Origin of the sequence: Pedobacter lusitanus (genome assembly GCF_040026395.1) — a bacterium.
Classification (GTDB): Bacteria; Bacteroidota; Bacteroidia; order Sphingobacteriales; family Sphingobacteriaceae; genus Pedobacter; species Pedobacter lusitanus.
Genome location: NZ_CP157278.1, coordinates 587,683 through 605,484 on the forward strand (window position 1 = coordinate 587,683; position 17,802 = coordinate 605,484).

The window sequence follows — 17,802 nt, forward strand, 5'->3', positions numbered from 1 at the left end:
ATGATCAGACAACAGAAAGCAATAGACAGAAATAATGCTGTTATTTCAATCAAAGGCTTAAAGAAAGCTTTTGGGGACCTGCAGGTATTAAGAGGTGTAGATCTGGAAGTATATCAGGGAGAAAACCTGGTTGTACTGGGACGCTCAGGTACAGGAAAATCGGTATTGATTAAAGTTATCTCAGGTCTGCTCCTTCCCGATCAGGGTGATGTAGATGTGCTGGGTTTAAAAGTAGAGCATTTAAGTACTAAAGAGCTGATGGCATTAAGACTTAAGGTGGGATTTTCTTTTCAGAACAGTGCTTTATATGATAGTATGACTGTACGTCAGAATCTTGAATTTCCATTGGTAAGAAACTCCAGAAATCTGAGACGTAAGCAGATTAATCATGAAGTTGAAAATGTACTGGATGCCGTTGGTTTGTCACAAACGATAGAACAAATGCCTTCAGAACTTTCCGGCGGACAGCGTAAACGGATCGGTATTGCACGTACTTTAATTCTGAGACCGGAGATCATGCTTTATGATGAGCCCACTGCCGGCCTTGACCCTATCACCTGTATCGAAATTAATAACCTGATCAATGAAGTTCAGGAAAAATACAAAACAACATCTATCATTATTACACACGATTTAACCTGTGCTAAAGAAACTGGCGACAGAATTGCTATGTTGCTGGATGGTCAGTTTGCTATACAGGGAACATTTGACGAAGTCTTTGCAAGCAAAGACGAACGTGTTCAATCTTTTTACAATTATAATTTTACACAATAAATGAGCGCTACAGAAAACAAAAGGTCAATAGTTGTAGGAATTTTCATCTTTATCGGACTTGTTATATTCATCGCCGGAGTACTAACTTTAGGCGGAAAGCAAAAACGATTTGTAAGTAGTATTACCTTAAAAGCTATTTTCAACAACGTTAATGGTATCCAGGCTGGTAATAATATCTTCTTTTCGGGAGTAAAAATCGGGACTGTCAGTAAAATCAACTTTTACGGTAATGCACAGGTAGAAGTTACCATGCATATTGAGCAGGCTGCACAAAAATACATCCATAAGAATTCAGTAGCTAAACAAGGGTCTGAAGGTTTTATCGGTAATAAGATGATTGAAATCCTGCCGGGTCAGGGTGATGCCCCACAGGTTGAAGATGGAGACCGTATCAATGTGGCTACAGCTTTAGGTCCTGAGGATATTATGAAGACCTTACAGGCCAACAATAAAAATATTCTTGCTATTACAGATGATTTCAAAAAAGTAACGACTGATATGCTTGCAGGAAAAGGAACCTTAGGAACTTTACTGGCAGATACAGCGATGGCCGGACGTTTACGTCAGATGACAATTAACCTGGAAAATGCTTCGGCGAGTACAGCAAGAGTAACATCGGCAGTTGCCCAATATACTTCTAAACTGAATACCAAAGGTACTTTGACCAACGAATTGCTAACTGATACCACAGTATTTGCAAGTCTGAAAACAGCAGTTAAAAGTCTGCAGAATACAGCAGCATCAGCTTCAGAAATGACAAATAACCTAAAGGTGACCAGTAATAAGCTGAACTCAGATAAAAATGCCGTTGGTGTTTTACTGAATGACGAGCAGACTGCTGCCAAATTAAAAAACACGGTAAGTAACCTGGAATCAAGCACTAAAAAGCTGGATGAGAATATGGAAGCTTTACAGCACAACTTCCTGCTAAGAGGATTCTTCAAAAAGAAAGCTAAAACTGAAGCTGCTGCAAAGGAAAAAGCAGAACAGGAACAAAAATAAAATATATAACTTATTTAATGAGACCGGCCATATAGTAATATATGGCCGGTTTTTTTATTGCTTTTTTGAAAGAACTGTAATGCTATGAAGGAGCTCAACAGCACGATACATTTCAGCTTCCTTTAACGAAGCAAATCCAAACCTTATACCATTGTGTTTTTGGTCTGTGCCCTGATAATATGCTCCTCCAACTAGGATTAAGCCTAATGACTGTGCTTTTGGAATCACATCAGCCAAAGGATAATCAGCGTTAAATTTCAGCCAGAGTGCCAGTCCTCCCTGCGGTTTTGTAAAATCTACCACATCAGCAAGCTGATCTTTGATAACCAGCGCAGTCTGATCACAGCGTTCACTATATATCTTCTTTGATTTTTTGATATGTCTGTCAAGTTCACCACTATTGATAATCACAGATAAAGCCTCTTCCATCAGCGTATCTCCTCTTAAATCAATCATGCGTTTTAAGTTCGTGGCCTGAATAATAAAATCAGCAGGTCCTATTAAATAGCCTATCCTGCATGACGGTGCTAAAAGTTTGGTAAAAGAACCAATATAGATTACATTACTGTCATGTGATGAGCTTGCAAGCGGAAGAACCGGACTATTACCGTAGTGAAAATCATAATCGTAATCATCCTCAATGACTGGTAACTGATATGATTTTATCAGTTCAAGCAGTTTAGTCCTTCGGGACTGACTCATTGTTACCGTTGTTGGATGATGGTGATGAGGAATAACATATAGCAAACTAATCTTAAAGCTTTTTAAAGCAATCTCCACGGCTTCAATATCCATTCCGTCTTCATCTACCGGTACACGGATAAGATTCGCTCCCATTTGTTTAAATACACTATCAGCAATCAAATAGTTAGGGTCAGTAACCAGAACATTGTCTCCTGGTTTAAGAATCATCGCAGCTGCAAGATAGATAGCCATCTGCGCGCCTCTGGTGATCAATAAATTATCAGTTGAGATGTTCAGACCTCTGGAATTATTCAGAAAATGAACAGTAGACTCTTTCAGCGCCGCTGTACCTCCAAAATCTTTGAGATACATTAACTTTTTAATCTTTGCACCTCTGAGTAATTTACGGTATTCTTTAAGCATCCCATCATAAGGAGCCAGATCAGCATCAGGGAAACCGTCATTAATAATGATTGATGAACGCTTTAGCGAATAAGCGCTGGTTGTCAAGCCGGGAATATTTTGCTTAAAACTGAATTTTGCAGGGCTCGAATAGGTCAGTTTTTTTCCGCTTTCCTGAAAAGATCTCGGCTTGATTACCGGCAGATTTAATGAGACTCTGATCCCAATTCTGGGTAGTGTTTCAATCCAGTCCTGCGTAATCAGTTCCTCATAAGCAGCAACTATCGTATTACGATGTTTATCAAGTAAAGCAGCCATCTCTCTGGTGCTGGGCAAAAATGTACCCGGCTTCATCACTCCATCTCTGATCATAACAATTAACTGATCAGCTATTTGTCTATATATAGCTATAGTACTGCTTTCATCAATTACTATCAGAGTTTTAAAGGGAAGCATCTGTTATATTTATCATAAGAACTTATTAAATTATAAAACTACTGATTTTAAATATACAAATTTCCGGATGCCAATATAGCTTTATACGTCATCAGTATAGCCTGATTATTGGTCCTGAAATCTGGACTATTGCATTATACAAATCTGGTACATTAAGCGGGTGATATCCTGGCGTAATTTTGAATCATAAAATCAAGAAAATGAAAAACGAATTTTCACTGCCTCAATTATTTTTGCGTTTAGCACTGGGCATCAGTTATATCCTTCCTGTTTTAGACCGGCTGGGAATTTTAGGACCAGCAGGTACACCTAACATTGCCTGGGGTAACTGGAGTAACTTTGTTGGTTACACGAATATCCTGCTGCCGTTTTTAAATAAATCTGCCGCCGGATTCATGGGCCTCATTGCTACCCTGGCAGAGGTAGTTTTTGCCATATTACTGATTACAGGTTATAAAACAAGACTAGCCGCTCAAGGCAGTTTCCTGTTAACCATCACTTTCGGACTTTGTATGGCTATTTTTACCGGTATAAAAGCCCCTTTTAATTATTCTGTATTTACAGCTGGCGGAGCAAGTCTTTTGCTGGCCTGTGTCCCTGTTTATAAATGGAGTATAGATCATTACCTTTCTAAAGAAACCTTATAGTATATTATGGAAATTTTAAGATTAAAACCAACAGACGATTTGTCCGCCTTCTGGACTATACTAAGTACATTCCGTACCAATTTAAGTAATGAAACCTATAAAGAAGTCGTATCGGAAATGATGGAGGATGGTTTTCACCTGATTTATATCTTGGACAACCTGGAGATTGCCGCTTTTGCCGGATACCGTTATGTACAAAAGCTTTTTACAGGTAAGACTATATACATTGATGACTTGTTTACGCTACCAACTTATCGTGGTAAGGGTTATGCTGCTTCATTGCTGAAATATATTCATGAGGAAGCTGAAGCAACAGGAATGAATAAAGTTGAGCTGGATAGTGGCCCAACCAGAAACGATGCACACAGGTTATATTTAAACAGCGGCTATATCATTTCCAGTATGCACTTCTCCCGCCCGGTTTCCATCTAACTCTTTTCAATCAATAATTTACCCCAGTCATTTAATGACCATAAAACAATTACAAGCTTCTCTCCCAGATCGGTCAATGCATACTCGACTCTGGGTGGAAGCTCATTAAAGACAGCTTTACTCAGAATCCCATCCTGTTCCATTTCTTTCAGCTGCTGATTTAATACTCTTCTGTCTACTTTTGCAATTCCTCTAAGGAATTCACTCGGACGTTTCTTTCCTTCATTAATCTGCCAGACAATCGGGATTTTCCATTTTCCGCTAATTGTATTCACTGCCATTTCTAATGGACAAATTTTATTTTCTTCTGCTATCTCTCTGGATTTCATACAAATGTCTTTTCCGGTCCTATGGGATAAAAATATGCGGTATTGTAGGTCTACAATATCTTTATAAATCTTTGCAAAACAGATAAAATAAACAAATCAGCAAGGACTAGCAATGAGTAAACCAGCCAAACGCAAAGGAGCCAGATCAACTAAAGATATTCCCCGGGACATTTTAGAACAGCTAAATTCCGGATTTATAGAAACTGCCAATTTAGTAGAGTGGTTAGCTGTTGATCAGAAATTTCTGCTACAGAATTTTCTAACTCAGACTGCAAGAATATTATATTTTGAACCGGTGATTCAACAGATCACCCAGCTCAAAAAACAAACTGTAAATACGATCAATGAGACTATAGGAACAACCATTTTGAAACAGGCGGCTATTCATGAGGACCAGGAGATATTTGAGCTGATGGCGCAACATCAGGCTGATTTAGTCCGGTGCTGGGCTACCTATATGATTGGTAAAAATACAGACTTATCAATTTTGCAGGTCCTTGATGCGATACAACCGTTTGCTGCCGATCAACATTTTGGTGTAAGGGAAATATGCTGGATGGCAGTCAGACAGCCTATTACACAAAACCTTATTCAGAGTATTCATATCCTGTCCGGGTGGACCACGATGGCTGATGAAAACATCAGGCGCTTCAGCACTGAAGCGACACGTCCAAGAGGAGTTTGGTGTAATCATATAGACCAGTTGAAAGACAATCCGGTATTAGGTCTTACTATTTTAGAACCATTAAAATCAGATCCGTCAAAATACGTACAGGATAGTGTTGGCAACTGGTTGAATGATGCCAGCAAAACCCGGCCGGATTTTGTGATCGCAACCACTGCAAAATGGGAAAAGGAAAGCGGCTCTAAAGAAACCGCTTATATCCTGAAAAAAGCATTAAGAACAGTTAACAAATAGATCCGGTTATCTGCCTAAGCCATCAGGTTCAAAGTCAAGAGATACTGAATTCATACAGAAGCGCTTATGCGTTGGTGCCGGCCCGTCATCAAAGATATGTCCCAGATGTGAACCACAACGTGCACACAGCACTTCTGTTCTTTGCATACCCAGAGAATTATCTTCTCTGTATACCGTACTTTTTTTTCTGACAGGCTCGAAAAAACTGGGCCATCCGCAGGTACTTGCAAACTTCGCATCAGACTTGAACAGGGCATTTCCGCAAACAGCACAGTAATAAGTTCCTTTACGTTCCGAATTCCAGAGACTGCCGGTAAAAGCCTGCTGGGTAGCCCCCGTCCTGGCAACCGCATAAAGCTCGGCCGGAAGAATCTTTTTCCATACGGTGTTACTTACCTTTAATACAGTGGTATCTGTTCTGGAATAATAAGGGTTTTTTGTGGTTTTATTTTGACTGTAGCCAGAGAAAAACAACAATAAAAGCACCATGGAGTTTAATATAGTTTTCATAAATCTTCTTTTATCTTTTAGTCGTTAAAAAACACAGAACCTTACAAGTCAGTTAAAAATATCTTTTGATATGCTTAACTGATAGCTAACTAAACCTACGTCAGATCTGATTGCCCTGGTTTTTAAAAGAATAAAAACAATCGTAACTTACTGTCAGTTAATTATTTTATTTCTAATTACGGGACAATCCAGGTCAAATTACTTAAAAAAAGAAATATCAAAATAAAGTATACTAATTTTATAGTATTTATTTACCTTTGCTGATGAACCACCTAAAAATATTACCTATGATAAAAAAAACTACACTACTTGCCGCCGGAGCCCTGCTCCCATTTGCCCTGTTTGCTCAACAACCATTTAGCATAAAAGGAGAAATTAAAAGCCTGCAGCCAGGGGATAAAATTTTCCTGAACTACATTGCAGACGGAAAGAGTGTTCTGGACTCTGCGATAGCAGCAAAAGGCACATTTACTTTCAATGGCAAAATTAAAGATCCAGCCAGAGGTGTTTTATACAAAAAATCAAATGTAAAGGGAGTTAAAAGTGATGCACTTCCCTTTTATCTGGAATCAGGCAACATTGAAGTAGCTGCAACTGACTCACTAAAAAAAGCCACAATAAACGGTTCATTGATCAATAGAGACAACAGCAAACTCAAATCCCAGTCAAAAACAGTTCAGGATCAGATTGACATACTCAATGCTGAATATGCTAAATTCACTCCCGAACAGAAAAAAGATAAAGCTTTTATAGATAGTTTTGAAAAGCGTTATGAAAATATTTCAGCAGGACTAACCCCTATTTATCTTGATTACGCACGTAATAACCCGGATTCATACATAAGTATTGTAGTGCTGTCTCAGTTAGCTACAAATGACAAAGTTCACTCTGATGCAGAACAACTGTTTCAGGCTCTTTCACCAAAAGTCAGAGAGACCAGTACCGGAAAAAGCATAGCAGGCTACTTTGAGGCAGCAAAAAAGACAAAAGTCGGATTGCAGGCTATAGACTTCACGCAGAATGATGTTAACGATAAACCAGTGAAATTATCAGACTTCAAAGGGAAGTACGTATTGGTAGACTTCTGGGCATCATGGTGTGGTCCCTGCAGACAGGAAAACCCCAATGTAGTTAGTGCTTACAACCAGTATAAAGACAAAGGATTTACTGTGCTGGGTGTTTCACTGGACCAGCCAGGAAAAAAAGCGGCATGGCTAAAAGCTATTGAAGATGATAAACTAGCCTGGACGCAGGTTTCCGATCTGAAATTCTGGGATAATGCTGTGGCAAAATTATATGGAATCAGATCTATACCATCAAACTTCCTGATTGATCCTTCCGGCAAAATTATCGCAAAAGGATTAAGAGAAGAAGCTCTGCATAACAAACTTGCAGAAATTTTTGATGCAAAATCCAAATAGCTATTTATACCGTTCGTAAATAAATATTTATTACGTACAATCAGTTCTTAAAATTATAATTCTTATCAAGAAAGACGGAGGGAAAGGCCCATCGATGTCTTAGCAACCTGTCCGCGACAAGGTGCTAATTCCTTATTATTGCGCAAGTAATAAAGATAAGTATGAATACCCTTTCGATGGAGAATTCATCCCCTGCCTGAAAAATCAGTTAATATTATTCACCCTTTCAGAAAGGAGTATTATGCAATAAATTACAATTCTTAAAATTTCAAAAAAACGATACCGTAAAACAATAAGGAGCGGTTAGAGCCCGCTCCTTATGAAAGTGATATACCACGGTTACGTGACCATAAATGCGAATTAATGTTTAACCACCAAAACAAATATAATGAAAATTATAAATACATATTCCATACCCCTGTATGGAGAGAATTTCATTGATGTGCCTTCAGCTCGTCATTGTTGGGGTTAGCATAACAAATTAACATTTCAGTTTATCAATAAAGTCATTTAGTTCAATAAACGACCTGGAAGACTACACCCCAAACTTTACTAACACTATGCAATGAGAAAGACTCTACTTAAACTTTTTATATTCCTGTTTATACTTGCTACAACAACTATTGCAGAGGCACAACAAGAAAAAACAATCACCGGAATAATAACCTCGCAGGAGGATGGCTTACCCTTACCCGGAGTAAGTATAAAATTAAAAAACACCAATCTGGGAGCTACAACAGCTGCAAATGGAAGGTTCACATTCACTATCAAAAGATCAGAACCTTCGGATATACTGATTATCAGTTTTATAGGTTTTAAAAGATATGGATACAAACTAAACGGAAAAACTACCATTGACGTTAGCCTGGTTCCTGATGATAACAACCTCAACGAAGTCGTAGTTTCGGCCGGAGGTATCCTTCGTAAACCTAAAGAGCAGGGTTATACGGCAACCAGGATTAATAGCGAAGAGCTAACCAGCGGCAAATCCCCTACAATTGCCGGGGGACTGGTCGGTAAGATTGCCGGCTTACAGGCAAATGCGATTACAAGTGGTGTAAATCCAAATTACAGGTTAGTATTAAGAGGTAACCGCTCTCTTACGGGTGATAATACAGCACTTGTCGTTGTGGACAACGTTGTTGTTCCCAGTTCCATACTTGGTAACCTGAACCCCGAAGATGTAGATGAAATTTCTGTATTAAACGGAGCTGCCGGAGCTACCCTATATGGCTCTGAAGCCTCTAATGGAGTTTTACTGATCACAACTAAAAAAGGCAAGGACGGAAAACCACTTATCCGTTTCTCCAATACCACAACTCTGGAAAAAGTCAGTTTCTTCCCTAAACTCCAAACCAGATTTGGTGCCGGGTCAACAGCTGACGCCCAGATTTTCAGTCCTACCGAGAATCAGCAATATGGTCCTGCATTTGATGGTAGTTTAAGACCACTTGGATTCCCGCTGGCCAACGGAGAGCAGCAGCAGGCTCTTTATTCCCCAAGAACAGACAGAAATGATTTCTGGCAAACCGGCCTGAGCAATCAGACTGATTTCTCGGTCTCTTCGGGAGATACCAAATCAACTACTTATGTTGCTGCTCAATACCTGAATGGCAGAGGAACAACACCTGGCGATAAATATACCAGAACATCACTGAGGTTTAACGGAACCAGAAAAATCATTCCTACATTCAATATAGATTATTCGGCCAACTATGTAGAGAATAATTATGATATTACCAGCGCTACCTCTACTGTATATGCAGATCTGATTAACGTTCCGGCAAATATCCCAATACTGGATTACAAGGACTGGCAGAATAATAAATATGCAACTCTTGATGGCTTTTACAGCCCTTTTTACCTGAGTCCTTACTGGGATGCTGCCAATAACCGTCAGAAATCCAAAAACTCCTATCTAACGGGAAAAGTAGAATTGAAATGGACTCCGCTCCCATGGTTAAACTTCACCTACAGAGCTGGTCTGTCGAATCGTTACTATACTCAAAAAACAAGTAATGCTATAGGTATATATACCGATTATTCACAATCATTAGGTAAAACAAATTTTGCAGGAACTGTATCAGATGATGCCAATCAAACTTCAAGATTCAGCAATGATTTCCTGGTCAATATCAAAAAGGACATTAAGGACTTCTCCCTCAATTTAATTCTGGGTGCATCTTCTGTCAATAAAACATCTAAAGATGTAGGTGTTGGAGCTAACGGACTTATTATTCCAGGCCTTTACAATGTAGGTAACCGTACAGGAGTGGCCGATGCTTCAGAAGGTAATTATAAGAGTAAATTATATGGCTTATGGGCCGATGCCACAATTGGTTACAAAGATTACCTTTATCTTCACCTCAGCGGAAGAAACGATTGGACATCACTGTTAAGTCAGGAAAACAGATCGTTTTTCTACCCTTCTGCAGACTTATCATTTGTTGTATCAGATGCATTCCCGCAGTTAAAGGAAACCAGGTATATCAATTATCTGAAAATCAGAGGAGCTGTATCCAAAACCGGATTGGTGAATATAGGCCCTTACAGTCTTGATCCTGTATTTAATTCTGTCACAGGCTTTACCAATGGCACATATTTTACACAAAGCGGCACCCTGGCTTCAAAAAATCTGAAACCGGAAACCACTAACGGTTATGAACTTGGAACTGATTTCAGACTGCTGGATAATCGCATTGATGCCAGTCTGAGCTATTATTACACCAGTACTAAAGGTCAGGCTATTTATGCTGGTATACCAGTATCCACAGGCTTTTCAAGTTATCTGATCAATACCGGAGAAGTAACCAATAAAGGTCTGGAAACATCCCTGCATATTACCCCGGTCAGATCACATGACTGGAAATTAGTAGTCGGCGGTAATTTCACCAGTAATAAAAATCTCCTGAAGTCTCTGCATCCTACCTTAAAAACAATCAGTATCAACAGTAGTAGTGTAATCTATGCCGTTGAAGGCCAGCAGGTCAACTCAATCATAGTAACTGACTATCTGCGGGATGATCAGGGCCGTGTTATCGTAGATGCCAATACCGGATATCCTTCAAAAGCTCCTCAGTCACAGAACCTGGGTAATACCTCACCAAAGTACCGTCTTGGTCTTGATATGCAGGTTACCTGGAAAGATTTTACATTATCAACTCTTTTCGAATACAGAGGAGGTTATAAAGTAGCTTCCATATCCCTGGGTAATAACCTTGATTTTGCCGGCGCATCAGCAAGAAGTACTTATTATAACAGAGAGCGTTTTGTATTTCCAAATTCATCCTATCTGGATCCTGCTACCGGAACCTATGTAGCGAATAACAGCGTTACGATTTCTGATGGAGGAACCGGCTTCTGGACCAGTGGTGCACCGAACAGAAGTATCTCAAGTAATTATGTGTATTCTGGAAATTACTGGAAATGGAGAGAACTTTCTTTAGCCTATAATCTACCTAAAAGCCTATTAACCAATATTAAAGCGGTCAAAGCGGTTACAATTAGCGTACAGGGCAGAAATCTGCTGTTGTGGGTTCCCAAATCCAATGAATACACAGATCCTGATTACAGTGCAAACGATAACAATGCAGTTGGTGTCTCTACACTGTCACAAACACCGCCTACCAGATATTTTGGCGCAACATTATCCGTAACCCTTTAACATCAGACCATGAAAAAATACTTTAACATATTCACTCTGCTGGTCTTATTCAGTTCCCTTACAGGCTGCAAGAAAGATCTGGATATTAACAATAATCCAAACAGTGCTACAGGCTCAACAGTGAAACCGGCACTGATTTTACCCAATGCCCTTACTGTGACAGCTGCAAATACAATAACCTACAATACCTATGCTTCTTTTATTGTCGGTTACCAATTACCAGGCAGAGGTGTAAGTGGTTTTAGCGATACTTACTCCTATAACTTCACTTCCGCGTCCAATAATTCACTATGGGATAACGTATTTGGCAATTTAAAAGACTATCAATACATAATTACCAGTTCTCAGAATGATCCCCAGCAAGCATTATTCAATGCTATAGCTCATATAGGCAGAGTATATAATTATCAGAAATTAGTAGATGCCTATGGCGATGTTCCCTATACAGATGCATTACAGGGAGCTGAGAACGTAGCTCCAAAATTTGACAGTGCCACTTCGGTTTATCAGAACCTGGTTAAAGAACTGGACGATGCGATTGCTAAAATAAAAAGTAATGCTGGTAATGCCGGAACAACAGTTACAGCCCTTAACGGTTCTTCTGATGTGCTATTTGGTGGGAATCTGACCAAGTGGATTCAGTTTGCCAACAATATCAAACTGAGAATACTGGTCCGTGCAGAGGGTTCTTCCATTAATAACTTTGTAAGCAGTGCTTATACCACCTTTTCCACAGAAGGTTTTCTGCTGGAAAATGCACTGGTTAATCCGGGTTATAACGCCGCATCCAAACAAAACCCTTTCTGGAGTTATTACCATAGTAGCGTAACCGGTTCAGCAAGCAGTGCAGCTACCTATTATATCCCATCAAAATATATATATACTTTTTACAATGGTCCCCTACTAACTGATGCTAAAAGAGGTGCGCTGATTTACAGAAACTTCCCATCTACACCAACTGGTCAGCTTGGAGATGAGAAAAACAATCCTGGTGCAATACCTACCTATTCGGCCTGGTTTACCGGAACTGGCACAGGATTAGCCGCGTCCAATACTATTGGGGTACTGAAAGGACGCGCTTTTGGAGTTCCGGTTTTCCTGGCATCTGATATTTACTTCTTACTGGCCGAAGCAGCATTGAATGGTCATATCTTATCAGGCGATGCAAAATCTAACTTTGATAAAGGTATCCTGGCTTCTTATCAGTATCTGGAAACCAATGTCAGTAACGTGATTGAAAGTGGGCAGAACCCATCGGCTGATGCCAAAGCATATCAGACAGCAAATGCTGGAAATTATCTGGCTAATTATGAGCTGGCCGGAAGTAAAGAGCAGCGTCTGGAAGCTATTATTACTCAAAAATATATCGCATCCAATACGATAAACAGCTTTGAAGCCTGGTCAGATTTCAGAAGGACAACCTACCCGAAAATACAAGCTAACGGATCAGCTACAACCACTTTTGTTTCTATCTCTTCTGCCTCTTCAAGACCTGATAAGCTGCCGGTACGTGATATTTACCCACAAACCGAATACAACCTGAATCCCAATACACCACAGATCAATAATGCATTTTCCAGTCCGATCTTCTGGGATCTCAATTAATGAATTAACCTAACAAATGATAAAATGAAAAGATATATAAGCAAATACACGACTATCGCACTGATTGCCTCCATAATAACCTCTTCCTGCACAAAGGAAGAGGGCGTATTTGCCGATGGCGGATCAAGCGGAATTGTAGAACTTCAGTTGCCTGCAAGATCAACGTCAACTATTTATTCCATTACAAGCCGCTCATTTGCTGCTCAGGATGTAGTTGATTTTCCGGTAACGCTAAACTATACCGGTGTAAACGGAACTCCGGAAGACGTAACGGTAAATGTAGAAGTTAATAATCTTGCAGTTACGCAATACAATACTGCGCTGAACACATCATACACACCACTTCCCCAGGAGCTCTACATTGTTGCAGCTAACAATGTCAGTATTCCCAAAGGAACAAAAACCGGTACTTTCCTGATCAAACTGAAAACCGCCTCATTTGATTTTACCAAATCATATGCATTGGGAGTAACGATCAGAACAGCATCATCAGGAACAGTAAGTGGTAACTATAGCACCGGGATTTATCGGGTAACAGCTAAAAATGCTTACGAAGGTGATTATAAAGTTACCGGCTGGTTTTTCCATCCTACAGCAGGGAGAGCAATAAATGTTGTTAAAAAACTGGTTACTACCGGTAAACAGAGTGTATCTGCTCCACTTGGAGATTTGGGAAGTTCAAATTATGCTATCGAATTTACAGTAGATGGCTCAAAACTTACAGGTTATAAAGCTTCTGGCGCTACACCAGGCGGATTAAACTCCGGTTTTTTCACTGCAGACCATCCTGAAGCAAGTGCAGCAGGTTGGATTAATAATCCAGCCAGTGCTGATCAGCCCGGACAGGGTCAGTGGAAGATATCTGGTTATAATAATTCATATGATGCAGCAACAGGTACTTTTAATCTGGCCTACGGTTATATAGGTTCAGGTGGCACAGGAGAATCAAGCTGGAGTCGTCAGGTTTACGAAAAATGGGTAAAACAATAATCCTGCTATCACTAATAGTATATTTTCTGGTCTCCGCATGTTCAAACGGAGGCCAGAAAATATCAGTTTATCCCAAAACAGGGATCGGTGAAAAGATCTATCTGAGTACAGTTACTATAGATGGAGCATACAAGAAAAAAGATTCAGCCATTGTGCTTGAAAATGGAAAAGAAATTACTTTTCATATCTATTCGGCAGAACAGCAGATTTATGCAATAAGTTCATCTTTCAATGACTTTACTGTGTTTTTTATTAATGATCAGGGAAATAAGACGATACATACTGATAGCTTTTCCAGAACATATAAAGTAAATGGATCTGCTGCTACAAACTCTCTGATTCATTTTCAGAAGAAACAGGATGCATTGCTGAAAAAGATTTGCCTGATAAAAGATTATACCCTGAGCCAGTTATTGAAACACAGATACAATCAGAATTACATCAATTATGCCGATACGGTACAAAATCCGGTAGCTTTTCTGATTGTCAATGACAAAGTTGATTTTGGTTCTGATCTGAATGGATTGGAAAGATTTATCAAAAAGGCTCATAAAAAGTTTAAAGGAAACCGCCAGTTTGATCAGATTTATGCTCATGCACTCAATTATCTTCAGCAAAAAAAAGAAACCCGGCTTATTACTTATCAAAAAAAACTGTATTATTAATATGTAAGACAGATCAGTCGGCTCCGGTTAAAATTTTAATAACCAGACCTGCCAGCCTGTTATTTAACAGCAATCTATAAAATTCTGCAATACCGGATATTCAAAATACGGGCATAAAAAAACCGGTTATCGAGGTGATAACCGGTTTGATATATATATATTTCAAACTATGCTTCGCTGTCGTAAACAATAGTACCCACATGTTTGTCAATTTGCCATCTGCCTGTACCTTCTTCACCGATAACGTCAAACAATTCAAGGGCACGTCTTGCTTTGTATTCTTCTTCACGTTGTTCTTTAAAGAACCAGTTTAAGAATTCAACAGTAACATAATCCTGTTCTTTATGGCAGTTAGCTGCAATATTTTTAAGAGACTGGGTTACACTGATTTCCTGATCCAAAGCTTCTTCAAAGACTTCTCTGAAAGAGTTGTATTCCAATTTGATATTAGCTACTTCAGGAGAGATAGCAGTACCGCCCATATCTAAAACATATTTATAGATTTTAAGCTGGTGTTGTCTTTCTTCGTCTGATTGTTTAAAGAAATAATCAGACGAAAAATCGTAACCGTGTTGGTTACACCATGATGCCATTGCTAAATATGCTGATGAAGATTGAGCTTCTTTTTTTATTTGTTGATTTAAGAGTTTTTCTACTTCAGTAGAAAGCAAACACTTAACGCGGATGATGTCTTTCATATGATTATAAATTAATTATTACCTATATCGTATGACAAAAGTAGTGCTATAAATCAACTTTATTGCATTTAAGAGAAATATGGAAAGATTCTAAGTCTAAAGAAAGATTAGGCCATCAGGCGATAAATTCTGTCGTGTAAAATACGGTTGAGTTCCAGCATGACAAAGGTACCTTCTATGAGTTCTTTGAAGGCAATGATTTCTAATAAGGTTAATACATAACAATGATCACAGGCGCAGATAAAAACGATCTCCAGATCAGGTGCTTTATCAGAGCTCAGTAATAAAGCCTCAATATCGATACCGTAAATGGCTTTTCTGAGTTTCATAATCGAACGGTAGTCGAAACGATTATGATGTCCTGCGAAATTAACATACCAGCAATTCTGAGAGTCCGACTGAAAAACAGACCCATTCCTGGTTTGGAATACTTCTAATAAATCAACTGAAGGTGCTACGGTTATGTTTTGCATTAACATGTATTATTATAATGCAAAGATTCACATTATTTAGACTTGATACAAATAAATTCACAAAATAATTTGTCTTTTTTTTATTATTCCTGTTTAGTATATGATAAAATTCAATTTTTGCTATCTTGTTACCGCCTAAACTCAAGCCGTATTTACTGGGATTTACCACCCGATAAACAAATTGAAAAACATTAAATTTTAAACCTTACCCCTATGTACCGTAGTATTGAAGATTTCGAAAATGACTGGAAGAACGAAGAGAGTAGTACACTTCAAATATTCCGAAACATTACGGATGAAACTAAATCCATCAAAATCCACGAAAATGTAAGAGCTCTTGACAGATTAGCCTGGCACATTACCCAAACTATTCCTGAAATGGGATCACATGCTGGCCTGATGACCGAAAGCCCGCTTAATGGACTGCCAATACCAGAGCGCTTTGAAGAAATTATTAAGATTTACCAGGAATACAACACCATTCTGCTAAAAAGAGTAAAATCTAAATGGACTGACTCTACTTTAAGTGATAAAGTGGATATGTATGGACAGGTTTGGACTAAGGGCCAGGTATTGTCTGTATTTGTTGCCCATCAGACACATCACCGTGGCCAGATGACGGTAATTATGCGTATGGTAGGTTTACCTGTTCCCGGAGTATATGGCCCGGCTAAAGAAGAATGGGTAAACATGGGTGTACCTGCAATGGAATAAACGACAGACTACCCTTGTCAAGAACTTTCTTATTTCCCTGTAAAAGGCCTGAACATGTCAATTGTCCGGGCCTTTTGCTTTAGCTTGCAGCAGCAATCCACTAATTCGTTTTTTTTATTCCGTTCCGATATAAAGAAGGCCAAAATTACCTGGAAAAACAGATATGCCTGTTGCCAGCCTGATTTCAGCTTTGGGTGTCAATTATCAAATCCTTTTAGATATTGTTAAAATCAAACATTCCTAAAGTGACCTGGTGTGTAGGCGGTCTGTTTCTTGAAAAAGTTATTAAAATGCGCTGCTTCTTCAAAACCCAGGCAGTAGCCAATTTCAGAAATATTCCAGTCTGTGTGTTTCAGTAAAGACTTGGCTTCTGTCAGTACACGCTCAGAGATCAGATCTGTTGTTGTTTTACCAGTAGTAACCTTGATAGACCTGTTTAAGTGATTTACGTGCACTGCGAGCTTTTCTGCGAAGTCTTTAGCCGAGCGAAGTGCAAATCTCTGAGAAGGTGTTTCAATAGGAAACTGACGCTCTAATAGCTCCGTAAAAACAGCAGTGATTCTGGATTGTGCATTTGGATGCTGATATAAATTCTCCGAAGGTTCTGATTTCAGTGCATAATGAGTTAATTCAGTAACATAATTGCGTAGCAGATCATATTTGAACACATAATCAGAGTTGATTTCTTCCAGCATTTTTTCAAAGATGCCAGCTACAAACTGTTCTTGTGTATCATCTAAAAAGTAGGCAGGCTTCCCTCCTATATGAAACATAGGCAGTTCATTCAGGCTCCCCCTGATTTTTTCAGTGAAGAAAGATTCAGTGAAGATGCAGAAGTATCCTGTTGTATCGTCAGAAAGCGCCTGAACAGTATAAGGAACATTCGGGTTGAAAAATATTAGCGTAGTACCTTTAATGATTATACTTTTATCCGCGTAGTGGTACAAATACTCTCCGCGTACAAGGCTGACTTTATAAAAATCTCTGCGGCTGTAGGTAACAGGTGCATTACTGGGTTTGTGGAAATCTTCTATTCGGAAAACATTAAAATGACCTACGCTGTTTTGCAGAGTCTGTGGAACACTATTAAACTTTGTCTGATAAAAATGTTCTAATGTTTGTGTCTTATCCATGATATGAATTTAAGCAAATAATAAACAAATATAGCGGGATAATGGTTTAGAGAAATTGCGCTAATCAAACTGTTAATTGCAAAATTCAAACAATTAGAGTGGGATTTTATTAAGATTTTAAGATGCAGGATAAGTTGAATTGCAAAAACACGAGGTCTTCCGGGGGGGTATCATCTTTTAAAAGAAAAAAAATGGGTTTTTATACGGTTAAAAGCATTTTTTATAATTCATAATGAGGTTGTTAAACAATTAGCTCAGGTTATTGTTTGCAGAAATGGTGCTTT

The 17,802-nt window shown here is 38.9% G+C and carries 17 protein-coding genes and 1 riboswitch; of the genes, 11 read left to right on the plus strand and 6 right to left on the minus strand.

Annotation, left to right across the window (positions count from 1 at the left end):
- Together PL_RS02665 and PL_RS02670 are read left to right on the plus strand one after the other, a co-directional pair.
- Positions 1-774, plus strand: a complete 774-nt coding sequence (locus tag PL_RS02665) for an ABC transporter ATP-binding protein (RefSeq protein WP_041882139.1) — start codon at positions 1-3, stop codon at positions 772-774.
- Positions 775-1,776 carry an MlaD family protein gene (locus tag PL_RS02670; RefSeq protein WP_041882137.1) on the plus strand — a complete coding sequence of 334 codons (1,002 nt, stop codon included), beginning with the start codon at positions 775-777 and terminating at the stop codon, positions 1,774-1,776.
- Positions 1,777-1,830: 54 nt separating this feature from the next.
- Here PL_RS02670 and PL_RS02675 read toward each other — a convergent pair whose 3' ends face one another.
- Complete coding sequence (locus PL_RS02675; protein WP_041882136.1) at positions 1,831-3,318, minus strand: PLP-dependent aminotransferase family protein; 1,488 nt, start codon at positions 3,316-3,318, stop codon at positions 1,831-1,833.
- A gap of 200 nt (positions 3,319-3,518) precedes the next feature.
- Here PL_RS02675 and PL_RS02680 point away from each other — a divergent pair, with 200 nt between their 5' ends.
- Together PL_RS02680 and PL_RS02685 are read left to right on the plus strand one after the other, a co-directional pair.
- A complete protein-coding gene (locus PL_RS02680) occupies positions 3,519-3,965 on the plus strand; it encodes a DoxX family protein (RefSeq protein ID WP_041882133.1) in 447 nt (148 codons plus the stop codon).
- A 6-nt stretch (positions 3,966-3,971) separates the two neighbouring features.
- Positions 3,972-4,397 carry a GNAT family N-acetyltransferase gene (locus tag PL_RS02685; protein ID WP_041882129.1) on the plus strand — a complete coding sequence of 142 codons (426 nt, stop codon included), beginning with the start codon at positions 3,972-3,974 and terminating at the stop codon, positions 4,395-4,397.
- On the opposite strand, the gene PL_RS02690 is transcribed toward PL_RS02685, so the two are convergent.
- On the minus strand, positions 4,394-4,726 hold the full coding sequence (locus PL_RS02690; protein WP_041882127.1) for a winged helix-turn-helix transcriptional regulator: 333 nt from the start codon (positions 4,724-4,726) through the stop codon (positions 4,394-4,396). The two genes, PL_RS02685 and PL_RS02690, sit on opposite strands and share 4 nt — an antisense overlap.
- 112 nt (positions 4,727-4,838) lie before the next feature.
- On the opposite strand from PL_RS02690, the gene PL_RS02695 reads away from it, so the two are divergent.
- A complete protein-coding gene (locus PL_RS02695; RefSeq protein ID WP_041882123.1) occupies positions 4,839-5,645 on the plus strand; it encodes a DNA alkylation repair protein in 807 nt (268 codons plus the stop codon).
- Positions 5,646-5,651: 6 nt separating this feature from the next.
- Here PL_RS02695 and msrB read toward each other — a convergent pair whose 3' ends face one another.
- Entirely contained in the window at positions 5,652-6,155 is a 504-nt protein-coding gene (gene msrB / locus PL_RS02700) for a peptide-methionine (R)-S-oxide reductase MsrB (RefSeq protein ID WP_041882122.1), read from the minus strand.
- A 287-nt stretch (positions 6,156-6,442) separates the two neighbouring features.
- Here msrB and PL_RS02705 point away from each other — a divergent pair, with 287 nt between their 5' ends.
- The 5 genes from PL_RS02705 to PL_RS02725 all read left to right on the plus strand — a co-directional run bounded on the left by PL_RS02705 (position 6,443) and on the right by PL_RS02725 (position 14,500).
- Positions 6,443-7,576: a TlpA disulfide reductase family protein gene (locus PL_RS02705; protein ID WP_041882120.1), complete on the plus strand. Its 1,134-nt coding sequence runs from the start codon at positions 6,443-6,445 to the stop codon at positions 7,574-7,576.
- 59 nt (positions 7,577-7,635) lie between these two features.
- Positions 7,636-7,738: riboswitch (SAM riboswitch) on the plus strand.
- A 403-nt stretch (positions 7,739-8,141) separates the two neighbouring features.
- Entirely contained in the window at positions 8,142-11,240 is a 3,099-nt protein-coding gene (locus PL_RS02710) for a SusC/RagA family TonB-linked outer membrane protein (RefSeq protein WP_052496274.1), read from the plus strand.
- Positions 11,241-11,249: 9 nt separating this feature from the next.
- Entirely contained in the window at positions 11,250-12,845 is a 1,596-nt protein-coding gene (locus PL_RS02715) for a SusD/RagB family nutrient-binding outer membrane lipoprotein (protein WP_041882118.1), read from the plus strand.
- A gap of 24 nt (positions 12,846-12,869) precedes the next feature.
- The gene (locus PL_RS02720) at positions 12,870-13,835 is read left to right on the plus strand and encodes a DUF1735 domain-containing protein (RefSeq protein WP_041882116.1); all 966 of its coding nucleotides are present in this window, start codon (positions 12,870-12,872) and stop codon (positions 13,833-13,835) included.
- Entirely contained in the window at positions 13,820-14,500 is a 681-nt protein-coding gene (locus PL_RS02725) for a DUF4369 domain-containing protein (protein WP_041882113.1), read from the plus strand. Before PL_RS02720 ends, PL_RS02725 begins: the two co-directional genes overlap by 16 nt.
- A 167-nt stretch (positions 14,501-14,667) precedes the next feature.
- On the opposite strand, the gene PL_RS02730 is transcribed toward PL_RS02725, so the two are convergent.
- Together PL_RS02730 and PL_RS02735 are read right to left on the minus strand one after the other, a co-directional pair.
- A complete protein-coding gene (locus PL_RS02730) occupies positions 14,668-15,198 on the minus strand; it encodes a ferritin (protein ID WP_041882111.1) in 531 nt (176 codons plus the stop codon).
- A 107-nt stretch (positions 15,199-15,305) separates the two neighbouring features.
- Positions 15,306-15,671 (minus strand): hypothetical protein, encoded by a 366-nt coding sequence (locus tag PL_RS02735; protein WP_041882108.1) that lies wholly within the window; start codon positions 15,669-15,671, stop codon positions 15,306-15,308.
- A 213-nt stretch (positions 15,672-15,884) separates the two neighbouring features.
- Between PL_RS02735 and PL_RS02740 the strand changes: the two genes are divergently transcribed.
- Complete coding sequence (locus tag PL_RS02740) at positions 15,885-16,385, plus strand: DinB family protein (RefSeq protein WP_041882106.1); 501 nt, start codon at positions 15,885-15,887, stop codon at positions 16,383-16,385.
- A gap of 230 nt (positions 16,386-16,615) precedes the next feature.
- On the opposite strand, the gene PL_RS02745 is transcribed toward PL_RS02740, so the two are convergent.
- Positions 16,616-17,518: a helix-turn-helix domain-containing protein gene (locus tag PL_RS02745; RefSeq protein ID WP_041882104.1), complete on the minus strand. Its 903-nt coding sequence runs from the start codon at positions 17,516-17,518 to the stop codon at positions 16,616-16,618.
- Positions 17,519-17,802 lie beyond the last annotated feature (284 nt).

Bases quoted from the DNA above. Each gene is read 5' to 3' on its own strand.
- PL_RS02665 (WP_041882139.1), top strand. From the start codon at position 1: ATGATCAGACAACAGAAAGCAATAGACAGAAATAATGCTGTTATTTCA.
- PL_RS02670 (WP_041882137.1), top strand. From the start codon at position 775: ATGAGCGCTACAGAAAACAAAAGGTCAATAGTTGTAGGAATTTTCATC.
- PL_RS02675 (WP_041882136.1), bottom strand. From the start codon at position 3,318: ATGCTTCCCTTTAAAACTCTGATAGTAATTGATGAAAGCAGTACTATA.
- PL_RS02680 (WP_041882133.1), top strand. From the start codon at position 3,519: ATGAAAAACGAATTTTCACTGCCTCAATTATTTTTGCGTTTAGCACTG.
- PL_RS02685 (WP_041882129.1), top strand. From the start codon at position 3,972: ATGGAAATTTTAAGATTAAAACCAACAGACGATTTGTCCGCCTTCTGG.
- PL_RS02690 (WP_041882127.1), bottom strand. From the start codon at position 4,726: ATGAAATCCAGAGAGATAGCAGAAGAAAATAAAATTTGTCCATTAGAA.
- PL_RS02695 (WP_041882123.1), top strand. From the start codon at position 4,839: ATGAGTAAACCAGCCAAACGCAAAGGAGCCAGATCAACTAAAGATATT.
- msrB (WP_041882122.1), bottom strand. From the start codon at position 6,155: ATGAAAACTATATTAAACTCCATGGTGCTTTTATTGTTGTTTTTCTCT.
- PL_RS02705 (WP_041882120.1), top strand. From the start codon at position 6,443: ATGATAAAAAAAACTACACTACTTGCCGCCGGAGCCCTGCTCCCATTT.
- PL_RS02710 (WP_052496274.1), top strand. From the start codon at position 8,142: ATGAGAAAGACTCTACTTAAACTTTTTATATTCCTGTTTATACTTGCT.
- PL_RS02715 (WP_041882118.1), top strand. From the start codon at position 11,250: ATGAAAAAATACTTTAACATATTCACTCTGCTGGTCTTATTCAGTTCC.
- PL_RS02720 (WP_041882116.1), top strand. From the start codon at position 12,870: ATGAAAAGATATATAAGCAAATACACGACTATCGCACTGATTGCCTCC.
- PL_RS02725 (WP_041882113.1), top strand. From the start codon at position 13,820: ATGGGTAAAACAATAATCCTGCTATCACTAATAGTATATTTTCTGGTC.
- PL_RS02730 (WP_041882111.1), bottom strand. From the start codon at position 15,198: ATGAAAGACATCATCCGCGTTAAGTGTTTGCTTTCTACTGAAGTAGAA.
- PL_RS02735 (WP_041882108.1), bottom strand. From the start codon at position 15,671: ATGCAAAACATAACCGTAGCACCTTCAGTTGATTTATTAGAAGTATTC.
- PL_RS02740 (WP_041882106.1), top strand. From the start codon at position 15,885: ATGTACCGTAGTATTGAAGATTTCGAAAATGACTGGAAGAACGAAGAG.
- PL_RS02745 (WP_041882104.1), bottom strand. From the start codon at position 17,518: ATGGATAAGACACAAACATTAGAACATTTTTATCAGACAAAGTTTAAT.